10 protein-coding genes are annotated in these 13,961 nt (G+C 43.9%); 4 read left to right on the top strand and 6 right to left on the bottom strand.

Going from position 1 to position 13,961, the window contains the following annotated elements:
* Both H1A14_RS18170 and H1A14_RS18165 read right to left on the bottom strand, forming a co-directional pair.
* Window positions 1-688, bottom strand: a 688-nt coding sequence (locus H1A14_RS18170; RefSeq protein WP_228527859.1) for a hypothetical protein, incomplete at its 3' end; no start/stop codon positions are given.
* Window positions 685-1,047, bottom strand: coding sequence for a hypothetical protein (locus tag H1A14_RS18165; RefSeq protein ID WP_194777706.1), 363 nt, complete (start codon window positions 1,045-1,047; stop codon window positions 685-687). The genes H1A14_RS18170 and H1A14_RS18165, both read right to left, overlap by 4 nt.
* Before the next feature lie 411 nt (window positions 1,048-1,458).
* Here H1A14_RS18165 and pgi point away from each other — a divergent pair, with 411 nt between their 5' ends.
* A complete protein-coding gene (gene pgi / locus H1A14_RS18160) occupies window positions 1,459-3,105 on the top strand; it encodes a glucose-6-phosphate isomerase (RefSeq protein ID WP_194777705.1) in 1,647 nt (548 codons plus the stop codon).
* A 101-nt stretch (window positions 3,106-3,206) separates the two neighbouring features.
* Here pgi and H1A14_RS18155 read toward each other — a convergent pair whose 3' ends face one another.
* The gene (locus H1A14_RS18155) at window positions 3,207-4,457 is read right to left on the bottom strand and encodes a serpin family protein (protein WP_194777704.1); all 1,251 of its coding nucleotides are present in this window, start codon (window positions 4,455-4,457) and stop codon (window positions 3,207-3,209) included.
* 232 nt (window positions 4,458-4,689) lie between these two features.
* On the opposite strand from H1A14_RS18155, the gene H1A14_RS18150 reads away from it, so the two are divergent.
* Together H1A14_RS18150 and H1A14_RS18145 are read left to right on the top strand one after the other, a co-directional pair.
* A complete protein-coding gene (locus H1A14_RS18150) occupies window positions 4,690-5,991 on the top strand; it encodes an alanine/glycine:cation symporter family protein (RefSeq protein WP_228527863.1) in 1,302 nt (433 codons plus the stop codon).
* Window positions 5,992-6,035: 44 nt separating this feature from the next.
* Window positions 6,036-7,148 carry a glycerate kinase family protein gene (locus tag H1A14_RS18145; RefSeq protein ID WP_194777702.1) on the top strand — a complete coding sequence of 371 codons (1,113 nt, stop codon included), beginning with the start codon at window positions 6,036-6,038 and terminating at the stop codon, window positions 7,146-7,148.
* A 400-nt stretch (window positions 7,149-7,548) separates the two neighbouring features.
* Here H1A14_RS18145 and H1A14_RS18140 read toward each other — a convergent pair whose 3' ends face one another.
* The 3 genes from H1A14_RS18140 to H1A14_RS18130 form a co-directional block, all read right to left on the bottom strand.
* On the bottom strand, window positions 7,549-8,568 hold the full coding sequence (locus H1A14_RS18140) for a pirin family protein (RefSeq protein WP_194777701.1): 1,020 nt from the start codon (window positions 8,566-8,568) through the stop codon (window positions 7,549-7,551).
* 71 nt (window positions 8,569-8,639) lie between these two features.
* On the bottom strand, window positions 8,640-10,034 hold the full coding sequence (locus tag H1A14_RS18135) for an amidohydrolase family protein (RefSeq protein ID WP_228527858.1): 1,395 nt from the start codon (window positions 10,032-10,034) through the stop codon (window positions 8,640-8,642).
* A gap of 197 nt (window positions 10,035-10,231) precedes the next feature.
* Window positions 10,232-11,209 carry an NAD(P)H-quinone oxidoreductase gene (locus H1A14_RS18130; RefSeq protein WP_194777700.1) on the bottom strand — a complete coding sequence of 326 codons (978 nt, stop codon included), beginning with the start codon at window positions 11,207-11,209 and terminating at the stop codon, window positions 10,232-10,234.
* Between the two features lie 131 nt (window positions 11,210-11,340).
* Between H1A14_RS18130 and H1A14_RS18125 the strand changes: the two genes are divergently transcribed.
* The gene (locus tag H1A14_RS18125) at window positions 11,341-13,563 is read left to right on the top strand and encodes a sodium-translocating pyrophosphatase (protein ID WP_194777699.1); all 2,223 of its coding nucleotides are present in this window, start codon (window positions 11,341-11,343) and stop codon (window positions 13,561-13,563) included.
* The last annotated feature ends 398 nt before the right edge of the window (window positions 13,564-13,961 follow it).

Genomic DNA, 13,961 nt, shown 5'->3' with positions numbered 1-13,961 from the left:
TATAATTTGTTCCAATATAAGCTTCTGCTTGATTATGTGCTTCTTCTGCAATTTTTTTCACAAAAGGCTCCGAAAAAAATCTATCATCAATGGTATTAATTGGAAATCCTACTTCATAGGAAAAAATAATTGTATTTACTTTATTTTTTCGTAAATCAATGATGGTAAAATTAAAATTTTTTATACCGGCAGCTCTCCAGTTACTACCTATTATCTGGAATTTAAAACTTTCAGGGCATATTAAATCTTCCGCCGAATCATTCTCATAATTAGGTTCAGGCAAACAGTCTCTGGATAGACAAGCCCCACCTGTTCCACCATTGTTTTCTTGGGTGATATTACTACCACTGCCTCCTCCTGAGGACGTATTATTTTGGTCACCTGAGTAACTGCCGGAATCGGTGCTTCCGCTGCCGGTCCCTCCGCCTGAATTATGGCAGACCCAATATCCTTCAGTAGTTACACCAACACCTCCCCATCCATCGGAGTCAACAAAGAAGTATTCTACCTCCCTTTGTAGATAGGTACAAGTCCGAGATGCATTTACCGTGGTGGATTCATCTGTATTAATTCTTCCAACAGAAGTCAGTTTTCCCTTCTCAAAATAAAAAGTGGCAAAGTGTTTTTCCTGATAGGTGAAAATTTCTAAAATACCAGACCAATTATTTTTGATTTTACTGTAGTTCATGTCAATAAAATTTGAATCTTCCGAATGGATAGACTCTGATACCTTGCTATAAATGGAGTATATCCAATTCCTTCCAAATTTTCCACGAACATGATATTTTGGATGACATGATCTCTGAATGTATTTTGATCATGTTTTTCTAAAACCTCCTTTCGGACAATCATTTCCTCATTCTCAAGATTGATCTCAAAAACTTCTCTCCCATCAGGAAAATAATATTGATGAAATTTTTCCCAATCAGGTTCTTTTTCAAAAAAAGGAAGGAAGAAGACTTTGTCTTCAATTAATTTGGCTCTTTCTCCATTTTTTTCGTAAGGCCTTAAATTATCCTTATTCTGTGAAAACCATTGTTCAATCATTTGAAGCTTCTGTGGTAATTTTGAAACAATTCGTTGATCTTCCTCTAATACAGGAACTTCGTGGTTTTCTACGCAGCTCAAAATACAGAAAATAAAAAACAGAAGGGGTAAAGATTCTTTAAAGTTTTTAATTAAATGCTGGGGCCGGGGGGGGGGGTGAAAACGGATTTCATATAAAAGTGATTTAAGTTTAAATAATTTAAGAATCAATAATAAATAAATAGTTTTGAAACTACAAATTTTTTACTCGATTTTTTTTAGTTGAAAAAATTCCCTCCCTTCCTTTGAAAGAAAATTTGCTAAAATGATTCGTGATTTTTTTCTCTTCCTTAGGTTCTTTAACATATCTAGGTTTTGTCCCCCCACAATAAATCTTATTTTTGTCTCGCAAACCTTTCAAACTTATCAAAGATGAAAAACATCAACCCCAGTCAAACCAAAGCTTGGGAAAGGCTTACTCAACTTTCCGAACAAAAAAAAGATCTGAGCATTAAATCCCTGTTCAAGGACCCCAATAGATTTGAAGACTATTCCATAAAATTTGGTGAGATTTTGGTTGATTTCTCCAAAAACAGGATCGACAGGGAGACTTTTCAGACCTTGCTGGACCTTGCCAAGGAAACTGAATTGAAAGCTTCCATCACCGCCATGTTTGCCGGAGAGGCCATCAATCGGACCGAAAACAGGGCAGTATTGCACACCGCGTTGCGCAACCGTTCCAATGATCCGGTCCATGTGGACGGCAAGGACGTGATGCCTGACATCAATAGGGTGCTGGAACAGATGCGTGGTTTTGCGGATAAAATCAGTAAAGGCACCTGGAAAGGGTATAGCGGGAAGCCCATCCGTTCCTTGGTGAATATCGGGATTGGCGGTTCAGATCTTGGTCCTGTGATGGTCACAGAGGCCTTGAAACCCTATCAAAATCCCAATCTTGACATTTATTTTGTGTCCAATGTGGACGGTACCCATATGGCTGAGGTGTTGAAAAAAGTCAATCCAGAAACCACTTTGTTCTTTATCGCCTCCAAAACCTTTACCACGCAGGAGACCATGACCAATGCCCACACCGCAAGGGCTTGGTTTTTGGAAAATGCCTTGGAGGAATCTGCCATAGCCAAGCATTTTGTTGCCCTTTCCACCAATTCCACGGCGGTGATGGAATTTGGGATAGACCTTCAAAATATGTTTGAATTCTGGGACTGGGTAGGAGGACGTTATTCTTTGTGGTCAGCCATAGGTTTGCCCATTGCCTGTGCCATTGGATTTGAGCATTTTGAAAAGCTGCTGGAAGGGGCCCATGCCATGGATAAACATTTCAGGGAAACGGATTTCGAAAAAAACATCCCGGTGATCCTAGCCCTGATCGGCATCTGGAACACCAATTTTCTGGGGGCTTCCTCTGAAGCCATCCTGCCTTACGATCAATACCTTCACCGCTTTGCCGCATATTTCCAACAAGGCAATATGGAGAGCAACGGCAAATTCATTGACCGAAACGGCAAAAGGGTGGACTATACCACAGGTCCCATTATTTGGGGTGAACCGGGTACCAATGGGCAGCATGCTTTTTATCAATTGATCCATCAGGGGACCCACCTGATTCCCTGTGACTTTATTGCCCCTGCCATTTCCCACAATCCGGTGGGAGACCACCATGTCAAATTGCTTTCCAATTTCTTTGCCCAAACCGAAGCCTTGATGAATGGCAAAAGCAGGGAAGCAGTGGAGGAGGAAATGATCAAGGCTGGAAAATCAGCTGAACTCATCGAAAAAATTGCCCCTCACCGGGTATTTGAAGGCAACCGGCCTACAAATTCCATTCTGGTCAAAAGGATAGACCCCTTTACACTTGGCGCATTGGTGGCCATGTATGAACACAAGATCTTTGCACAGGGGGTCATCTGGAACATCTTCAGCTTTGATCAGTGGGGCGTAGAACTTGGCAAAGTTTTGGCCAATGGCATCTTGCCCGAATTGAAAGGAGAAGAAAAAATAAGCAGCCATGATGCCTCAACCAATGGCCTGATCAATGCTTTTAAAGCAATGAGGAAGTAAATCTTTATAGCATAAAAAAGCCCTTTCCTAATCAGATTAGAAAAGGGCCTTTCTAAAAATTTAGACCTGCCAGGTATTCAAAACCTGGAAGGTCTTCTACACTATAGCAAACCTGGATCCCCCAGCTTACCCATAAATAAAATGGCGCCGCTGTGTTTTTCCTGAATAAAGAAGACAAAGGGTTTATCGATCACAATGGTTTGGGGTCCACTCGGAGGAAAAGACACCACCTCTACCACTTCCACCACAGTGGCTGCTGCTGCCTCACTTCCTTTCTCGTCCACTTCAATGATGGCATCATGGATGACACGGGATATTTTTAAATCGTCAGTAGGATTACTGAAAAGGAGTGTGAAATTATCCGGGTGGTAATAAAACACCCGTTCCAAACCCATTTCTATCAGATCCCCCCTCATGTTATCCATTTTATGTCTGAGTTTGAATTTTGGCATTTTAAGTTTGGCATTGAATTCAGTCGCCTGCTCTCTCCATAATTTCAGGTTTTCAAAAGTGAGGTTTTCCGTAATCTGATCCAGGTTATGGCCCTGTCCCATCAATATCCCCATGTTGTACTGACCGGTGCTGTAGGGGATTTCCAGATAGGAAAAATCAGCAGTCCAGTATCCCCTAAAGCCTGCAGCCTCATCCAAATGCATCATGTCCACCTGTACGGATTGGCCCGGGCTGGTGAAAAAGGGTTCCTTCTTGGTTTTGGACGGATCAAAACGGTATTTCCAATCGGCCTTGTAATAGATGGCATTGACCAGGTACATCACGGCATTTGGGGGAATTACATCGAGCATGTCTTTGATCAAACCATTGGTTTGGTTTTCTATCCAACGATTGATGGTGTTGACGGATTGGGGATTCAGCATATCCAATGGGGCTACCTCTGCCTGATAATACTGCTGGCTCGTTTCTACAAAGGGCACCTTGACCTGATACCCCTCTCTGTACCAAATGGCATTGGCGATCGAGAGCTTTACACGCTGATCTACTTTCAGCAAAAACTCCGTCAGTTCTTTGGCTGCCTTGTTGGCTTCTTCTTTGCTAAGACCTTCAAAGCGCAACAGTTGGATGAATTCATCCAAGACTTCGCCCTCATTGCCATTCATGGTCATGGCCAAAGCCTGATGGATGCTGTAGGGGCTGAAAAATTGATTGGTTTCTTCACTTTTGGCCAACTGCTGAAAAAGGTCGATCGCAAACCGGGTATTGGCAAAGACCATTTCTCTCTCATAGGCCATCAAAGGCCTGATGTTGGGTTCATTGGGACTGTTGATATCGGAACCAGGAGTACAGGCCTGAAACAACAACACGATGATCAGGCAAGGTAAATAGATTGCTTTCATGGGAGTCAAAGGTTTTTTATCCAAGACGAAGCTTGGAAAGGAAGTGCGACAACAAATGGAAAAATGTTTTGCTAAGGACTTTCATTTGGATTTCAACAAAAATGGCGTAATATTTCCAGTTGCAACCGAAAAATTTATTTAATATGGCCCCATCCGGCACTTTCATTTAAAATCCAAAAAACAAGTGGCAGAATATATAGTAAAATTTAGCAATTGGATTTGGGATACACCCATGCTCGTTTTATTGATGGGAGGAGGGTTTATCCTTTTCGCTTACTCCGGGTTTTTGCCTTTCAGAAGATTGGGCCATGCCCTAAAAGTGGTCCGTGGCAATTATGATGAGACCAATGTACCGGGGCAGATTTCTTCCCGACAGGCCCTTTCAGCAGCCATCGCAGCGACGGTAGGTTTGGGCAACATCAGTGGGGTGGCCATTGCCATCAACATGGGAGGTCCGGGGGCCATTTTCTGGATGTGGATGTCAGCCTTTGTGGGGATGGCTACCAAGTATTTTACCTGTACGCTTGCCATCATGTACAGGGGCAAAGACAGTTCGGGAGAAGTGCAGGGAGGACCCATGTATGTGATTGAGGAAGGCATGGGTAAAAAATGGAAGCCTTTGGCAGTACTTTTTTCAGTGGCAGGCATTTTGGGCCTGTTGGCCATTTTTCAGGCCAATCAATTGACGGCTGTGATCAGGACTGTCCTGCTGGAGCCCTATGGAATGGATTACGGGGCAAGCACCCGATGGATATTGGGTATCAGCATGATGGTATTGGTTTCCATTGTCATCTTGGGGGGCATCAAAAGAATTGCTGCAGTGGCTTCCAGATTGGTGCCAGCGATGGTGATATTGTATTTTGTTTCAGTGGTGTTGATCATTTTCAAATACCTCGGAGAAGTGCCTCAAATGATTGGGTTGATTTTAAATGATGCTTTTACCGGTCAATCTGTGATGGGCGGGGCAGTTGGAGCGGTCATCGTGATCGGTGCTAGAAGAGCAGCCTTCTCCAATGAGGCGGGCATAGGAACCGCTCCCATGGTACATGGCGCCTCCAAGAACAATGAACCGGTCAGGGAAGGTTTGATTGCCATGTTGGGTCCTTTTATCGATACCATTGTGGTCTGTACCTTGACCGCCTTGGTGATTTTGTTGACAGGTGTATGGCAGTCCACAGAAAATGATGGAGTAAGATTGACCTTATCCGCTTTTGAAATGGCCCTGCCCGGCTTGGGCAAATACCTTCTGATGGCAGCTGTATTGGTTTTTGCCTTATCCACCATGTTCACTTATTCTTATTATGGACACAAGTGCTTCAATTATCTTTTTGGAGCCAAAAATGCAGATTACTACAATTATTTCTATCTGATCACCATCGTGGCCGGAGCGGTGGCTTCTCTTGAAGTGGTCGTCAGTTTTATAGACGGCATGTATGCCATCATGGCCATCCCCACCATGATTTCAGCCATATACCTCGCACCCAAAGTCAAGGCGGCCACCAAGGATTACTTTGAAAGGATGAAAAACACTTAGCGGATAATTTTTCTATCTTCCAAAACCAGCTTAAATTCAGGAATATGAATATCCTGATTGCACCGAATGCCTTTAAGGGAACACTAGCCGCTGGCGAGGTGGCTTCCTTGATTGATAGGGTTGTCAAAGAATTGGATAAAAATGTTCAAACCATGCTTTGTCCCATCGCAGACGGAGGAGATGGGACAGCCAGTTTATTGGCCAATTCTTTGGGTTTAAAACAGCATCAATCCTTGGCCTTGGATGCTATTGGAAGACCGATTCATGGATTCTTTGCGTTGGAGGGTAAGAGGGCATTTATGGATGTATCCACTGTTTCAGGTATCCAACATTTACATGACTATCAACTAGATCCCTGGCTTTGCAGTACTTTTGGAACAGGACAGCTTATCAAGGAGGCGCTGCAAAAGGGAGCGACCCAATTTGTTGTGGGCTTGGGGGGAAGCGCGACAGTTGATCTTGGGATTGGAATGCTGAGGGCTTTGGGATATTTGTTTTTGGATGAAAATGGCAGGGAAATTCCGGTTTTTAGCCCTGGGTTTCTAAACAAAATCGCCCATATCCAAAGCCCTATTCAAAAAATAAAGCTCCAATTCACCCTACTTTGTGATGTGAATAACCGTTTTTTTGGTGAGCAGGGAGCCATTCCGGTTTTCGGACCTCAGAAAGGATTGCTTCAGACTGATGCCACTCGATTCGAACAGATTGCCGAAAAAGTTTGCAAAATGCTTTACCAAAAATCGGGCAAAGCCTTTGAAGATTTACCTGGGTTTGGGGCTGCTGGTGGTATAGCCCTTGGCTTGAGCGCTTTTTTTCCCGTTGAAATCAAGATGGGTGCGCCATGGTTTTTTGAGCAGGTAAACATGATAGATCGCATCCTAGAAGCAGACCTGGTCATTACCGGAGAAGGCCGATATGATGCACAGTCCGCGGGAGGAAAAGGAAGCCATGAATTGCTTAATCTTGTAAAAAAGCTACAAAAAAACATCGTTTTGATCACCTCAGGTGAAAGGGGAGAAGTCAGTGACTTTGATGCGGTCTGGCGGTTGCCTGACCTGGATTTGGATCAACCTGATACTAAAATCAGGGCAAAGAAAAATTTGGAAAATACGGTAATAAAGGGTTTTGAGCAGTGGCTCAATGGGGTAAAAAAATAAAAGGAAAGCAATGCCTTCCTTCTAGATAATTGTGATCGTTAAACTATATTATGAGTTGGTTAATAAATTCAATTTTTGAAGCCCATTCTTCATGGCCTTTCTGAAATTGGTCAGAAATGTTGAAAGAATGAAGTATATGGTCAGTACGAGACGAATGGCCAAAGCGCGACAGGTTGAGCAAGAAATTTTTTTAAAAAATCTTCAAAAGGAAATTAATCCATTGATTGTTAATGCTTTTTGATTAAGTCAAAATTAAATTATAGAAAATTAATTTTTTCTATTATGAAGAAATGATGACTTTTCATTCTGAATCCACTCAATGGAAACTCCTTTGATTGCGAAAAAAAAGAGACCCTGTTAATAAGGTCTCTACCATTTTTCTACGCAGCACAATGTTAGATTAAGCTTTTTCTTCCAGTCTACCATCCGCATGGATCGCAAACCTGCCTTTCTCCCTTCCATGTACATTTTCGTAATTGGGCCAAGGCCATCCACCGAATTGGGTTCTTTGGAAATCATGGACTGCTTTTTGAATTTCCTGTGGAGAATTCATCACAAAAGGTCCATGCTGAACCACCGGCTCTCCTATAGGTTTGGCCTGGAGAAAGATAAATGCCGAGGGTTTTTCTCCATTGACCAGGGTGATTGGTGAGGTTGGATTAAAGTCCAAGCCATGACCAGCCTCTAATTCTTCGCCTGCAATAGAACAGGAGCCTCCGTCATAATAAAAAAGAGATCGGTTGATTCCAGCCTGAGAAGCGGGAATCGTAAAAGAAGCGCCAGGATCCATATTGATCTTCCAGATGGCCACCTGATTGTCAGGGTCAGCTGCCCATGAATCAGGCGCAGGTTGAGGACCTTGGGTCTCGTTCAGTGCTCCGCTGATGATTTTGATTCGGCTTATTTTACCCTTGTCATCTCTTGATTCAAGGATAGGAATACCCTCAGACCAGAGCATTTTAAAATGGGGTTCCACCTCTTTTTTGGCCCTGGGCAGGTTGAGCCAGATCTGGAACAGCAGCAGTGGATTTTCTTTTTTGGTATCCAAAAGGGGGAACATTTCAGCATGCATCAGGCCTTTGCCTGCAGTCATCCATTGTACGTCACCGTTACCAAATCTCCCAGCCGCTCCTAATCCATCCGAATGGTCTACCAATCCTTCTTCTACCAAAGTCACGGTTTCGAAACCTTTGTGGGGATGGGCAGGGAAGCCAGGTACCTTGGAGCCATGGTACATGCTCCAGCCGTCCTTTCCTCCAAAATCCTGACCGATGTTTCTACCTGACAGCGATACAGAGGGCTCCATGTTGTCATTTCCTTTCGGGAATACGTCACGGTGATAAGCACAGAACAAAAAAGGATCCTGGGTTTCCCAGTGTTGACCGATGGCTTTGATTTTCAATATGGCATTTTGGCTCATGAGTTTCTTGTTTTTTTCACATGAATAAACCCGTTCTGACTCGCTTAGTTCCTGGATGAAAGGGAAAAATATCAGTCCTCCCGGTAGGCTTTGGCTATTTCTTTGAGTTTCAGATGAAGGTAGTTTCTTGACAGCCACTGTCCCTTGACCATCACTCCTTGAGGGTCTTTCAAATGTGCCAAATCATCCAGTGGATTGTTGTCTACCAGGATCATATCGGCGCTGGCACCCTCAGTGATTTCTCCAAATTCCCCTTCTTTGCCGAAAAATTTGGCTGGATTTAAGGTCCCGATCTGTAAAGCCTCCAACGGACTCAATCCTGCCCGAATCATGCCATCCAATTCATGGTGGATGGAGAAGCCAGGGACATTGAATACCTGAGGGGCATCAGAACCCAATAGCAAACCCTGTCCTGAGTTATGCAAGGCTTTGATCAATTGAAACCGAATCTGGTTGAATTGCGCCCATTGGGCTGCATTGAATTCGAGATTGTCGATCAGGTTGTCTTTGCTGTTGGACCAGGCTTCCCGGGTATCCGGGGAAATGTATTGCATTTCCGGTTCACCGACCAAGACCTGGGAAGGGATGGGAGAAAACCACCGGTCAAACAAGGCTTGGGTTGGAACCACCCATACTTTATTGTCTTTGGCCAATTGGACAAGTTCTGGTATTCGATTAGGGTCTGCCAATAAAGTGAAATTATAGCCAAAAAAGCCGTTTTCCAAGGGATTGACTTCTGCCGAAGCGGGTACCAATCCCTCCAAAAACCCATCCACATGGTCTACAGAAGCATATTGATTTTTGAGGGCATGATCTATGCCCACCAAATTGGAAACATGGCCTGCATAGGGAATACCTACTTCATGGGCTGTTTTTACTATTTCGTCAAACACATGCTTCCGGATCCCTGGATGTAGCTTGAGAAAATCGTATCCGTCAGCTTGGTAGGCGGTTACCTTTTCTCTGGCTTGCTTGGGTGTAGTAACGGTATTGCCATTCAAAGAGGGGCTCGAGGTATAAATTCTGGGTGAAAGGATGCTGTTTTCTTCCGCTTTACTTCTGAGTTCCAGATGAGAGGGTTGTCCCAACATCCCTCTGATGGTGGTCACGCCATTGGACAGATAAAGGAACAAGGTCTCTTTCATCTTGGGATCGTTCCATTCCACATTGGGCACATGGGCATGCATTTCCGCCAACCCGGGCAACAGGTATTTGCCCTGTGCATCAATGATTTGTACATCCCTGAGTTTAGGGTTGACTGTGGTGTCATAAACAGCTTCAATGAGACCATCTTTCACCAATACATGCCCTTTTTTTATACTGCCATCATGGATGTTAATGATATTTGCAAAGGTGAAAATACTCATTTCTGAAGGCTTGTTGTAGCTTTGGGCATTGGAGGATATTGCCGTCATGAAAAAGAGCAAGGATATTATTGGGTAGCTAAGAGCATTTTTGGGTTTCATGGAGTAGGGTTTTGGTGACTGACTCTTGAATTTACAAAATACCTCTCGAATTTGCTTGCTTTTTGTTTCAAGCGGGTTTTTTTGGCATTTTAGAAAAAGGTACTTTATACGGAAAGCGTTCAGGCTATTCAGCCTGTTTTTTACATTTTATTCGGAAAAAATAAATGGTCTTTAAAATCAGGCAGTTTAACCAGAGATCAAGGAATCAGCAGTATTTTACCCATATGGGATGAGGATTCCATCAACTTATGGGCTTCAGAGGCTTCTGAAAGGGGAAAGGTTTTGTAAACGATCGGTTTGATTTTATTAGGAAAATGAGGCCAGATATGGATCATCAGATTTTTGGCTATCTGACCTTTGTAGGCGATTGATTGGGGCCTAAGGGTAGAACCGGTAATGGTAAGTCTTTTGACCATGATTTTGATCAGGTCAACAGTGGCTTCCCGACCTTTCATGGCATTGATCATGATCAGTCTTCCATTGGGGTTCAGGAGATTCAGGTTTTTGGGTGTGTAGTCCCCTCCAATCATACCCAAAACAATATCTATACCCGTAATTTTTGAACTCTCTTTGATGGCTTTTTCAAAATCCTCGAGCTTGTAATTGATGGCCAGATCGGCGCCCAATTTGCGACAGAAGTCACATTTTTCTTCAGATCCGGCAGTGATGACCACCCTTCCACCAAGTGCTTTGACCATCTGAATGGCTGCAGCCCCAATACCGCTGCTGCCTCCATGGATTAGCACTGTTTCACCCGCTTTAAATTGGCCGATGTCAAATACATTATTCCAAACGGTAAAGAAGGTTTCAGGAATGGCGGCTGCCTCTACCAGATCCACGTCTTCGGGAAGTGGCAGGCATTGTGCCGCTGGAGCCAAAACATAGTCAGCATAGCCTCCTCCCGAAACCAAGGCACAGACAGCATCGCCTACTTCCCAGTTTTTGACACTTTCTCCAAAGGAGGCAATGGTACCTGATACTTCCAGTCCCGGAATATCTGCAGGAGCATCGGGAGGAGCGGGATAATGGCCTTTTCGCTGCGCTATATCGGGTCTATTGACGCCTGCAGCGGCCACCTTTATCAAAACTTCTTTCTTTTTTGGTTTGGGCTTATCCACGGTTTTAAGGATAAGTACCTCTGCTTCTCCGGGTTCAGAAATGACAATTGCTTTCATAAAAATGCTTCGGTTTAGTCTTCTTAAAATTACAGGAATTTCCGCTTAAATCCACAACGATGGTTGCTAGGTTCATTTATAGTAATATATTTGTCGGAATGTTTTGAAAAACAATAAATCCCTTCAATAATATGGAACAATTATTTCTTTATCTGGTCCCTGCATTGGGTCTTGTAGGTTTGATTATCATGTTTACCAAATCAAGCTGGGTGGTCAAACAACCCACTGGTGATGCAAACATGGTGGAACTGGCAGGTCATATTTCCAAAGGGGCCATGGCATTTTTAAAGGCAGAATGGAAAATACTCAGTTATTTCGTCGTCATCGCTGCCATCATTCTGGCTTGGTCGGGGACGCTGGTGGACAATTCCAGTCCCATCATCGCCATTTCTTTTGTTATTGGAGCAGTCCTTTCTGCCTTGGCAGGATACATCGGGATGAACATTGCGACCAAAGCCAATGTCAGAACCACTGAAGCTGCTAAAACCAGTCTTTCCAAAGCGCTAAAAGTTTCTTTTACTGGAGGGTCCGTGATGGGTCTTGGAGTGGCCGGATTGGCCGTGCTGGGAATGGGCTCACTTTTCATTGTATTTTACAACATGTTTGTCATTTCCACAGGAGGCGATGTCAATGGACAGGCTATGGAAACCGCCTTGGAAGTATTGGCAGGTTTCTCCTTGGGGGCTGAATCCATCGCTTTGTTTGCCAGAGTGGGTGGAGGTATCTATACCAAAGCCGCTGACGTGGGAGCCGACCTTGTAGGTAAAGTGGAAGCAGGGATTCCTGAAGATGATGTAAGAAATCCAGCTACGATTGCAGACAATGTCGGTGACAATGTAGGGGATGTGGCCGGTATGGGCGCTGACCTTTTTGGGTCATACGTAGCTACTATTTTGGCATCCATGGTATTGGGTAGAGAGATTGTATCCAATGATAACTTTGGAGGGATCGCACCCATTTTGTTGCCTTTGGTGATTGCTGGCTTGGGCTTGATGTTTTCCATCGTGGGAACCTTCTTTGTTCGGATCAATAAAGAGACTGACAGTGTACAGTTGGCTTTAAATAAAGGGAACTGGATATCTATTTTATTGACAGTGGGTGCTTCCTACTTCCTAATTGATTACATGCTCCCGGAAGGTGATTTGGTACTTTCTAGAGGCGGCTCCATTACTTTTACCAAAATGGGGGTATTTGGAGCAGTGTTTATAGGCTTGATAGTAGGCGCTTTGATGAGCATCATCACTGAATATTATACGGCTATGGGTAAAAGGCCGGTCAATAGCATCGTGCAACAATCTTCTACCGGACATGCCACCAACATCATAGCAGGTTTGTCGGTAGGCATGGAATCTACAGTTCTTCCTATTTTGGTATTGGCTGCCGGTATCTATACCTCCTTTTTGGCAGCGGGTCTTTATGGTGTGGCCATAGCGGCTGCAGGAATGATGGCCACCACAGCCATGCAGTTGGCCATCGATGCTTTCGGACCCATTGCGGATAATGCCGGAGGAATTGCCGAAATGGCGGGATGTGATAAGAAGGTGAGGGAAAGAACGGATGTTTTGGATGCGGTAGGCAATACCACTGCTGCTGCCGGAAAAGGATTTGCCATTGCCTCGGCTGCCTTGACTGCCTTGGCACTTTTTGCGGCTTATGTAGGTATTGCAGGAATTTCTTCTATTGACATTTATAAAGCAGACGTATTATCCGGTCTATTTGTAGGTGCCATGATTCCTTTCATTTTCTCTTCTTTGGCCATAGCTGCTGTAGGAAGAGCGGCCATGGACATGGTCAATGAGGTGCGTAGGCAGTTTAGGGAAATTCCCGGAATCATGGAGTACAAAGCCAAGCCCGAATATGAAAAGTGTGTGGAGATTTCCACCAAGGCTTCCCTTCGGGAAATGGTTGCCCCGGGAGCCATAGCTTTGCTGGTTCCGATCATCGTAGGTTTTTTGTTTGGACCTGAAGTGCTGGGCGGGGTATTGGCCGGAGTTACAGTATCTGGTGTCTTGATGGGTATTTTCCAAAACAATGCCGGCGGGGCTTGGGACAATGCAAAGAAATCCTTTGAAAAAGGCGTGGAGATCGATGGTAAGATGGAATACAAAGGTTCTGAACCGCACAAAGCCTCCGTTACCGGTGATACGGTGGGAGATCCTTTCAAAGATACCTCTGGGCCATCCATGAATATCCTGATAAAGTTGATGTCCATTGTGGCCTTGGTGATTGCCCCTCACATTTCTGAAGGAGATGGTACGCATGGTATCGTGGAGCAAAAAGAGGAGGCAAAAGAAATTGTCCATGATCAGGATTTAAAAGTAATAGAGAAGGAAATCATCATGCTCACAGAGTAGAAGATTAAAAACTTTCTATCTAAGCCCATTGATTGCAAAGTCAATGGGTTTTTTTGTGTCTTTTTTCTTTTATTCTGGAAATTAGGTTGCATGCAGAGGCGAAAAAGCGCAGAGAAAGAAGTAATCCTGGTTTTGCAAGGCGTAAATTTTAAAAAGATTTGGACACAAAGACACAAAGGCCCAGAGAATGGATGTTATTATTGTTTTGAGGTTTGGATTTTTTCAATCTGACGCAGGTTTGTTTGTATTCACGCAAAAAAACCTTTGGTTCTTAGGAATCTTTGCGAGAAAATAAATAGCACGCAAAGGCGCAGAGAAAAGGAGTGTTTTTGGTTTTTTTGGGGTGGTGATTTTGAAACTTACCCATCTTGGTTTGAATTTGATATTCTTAAAATAAC

Origin of the sequence: Pararhodonellum marinum (assembly GCF_015354735.1) — a bacterium.
GTDB classification, from domain to species: Bacteria; Bacteroidota; Bacteroidia; order Cytophagales; family Cyclobacteriaceae; genus Pararhodonellum; species Pararhodonellum marinum.
Note: the sequence above shows the minus strand (reverse complement) of the source record. Positions and strands in the feature narration are given on the sequence as shown.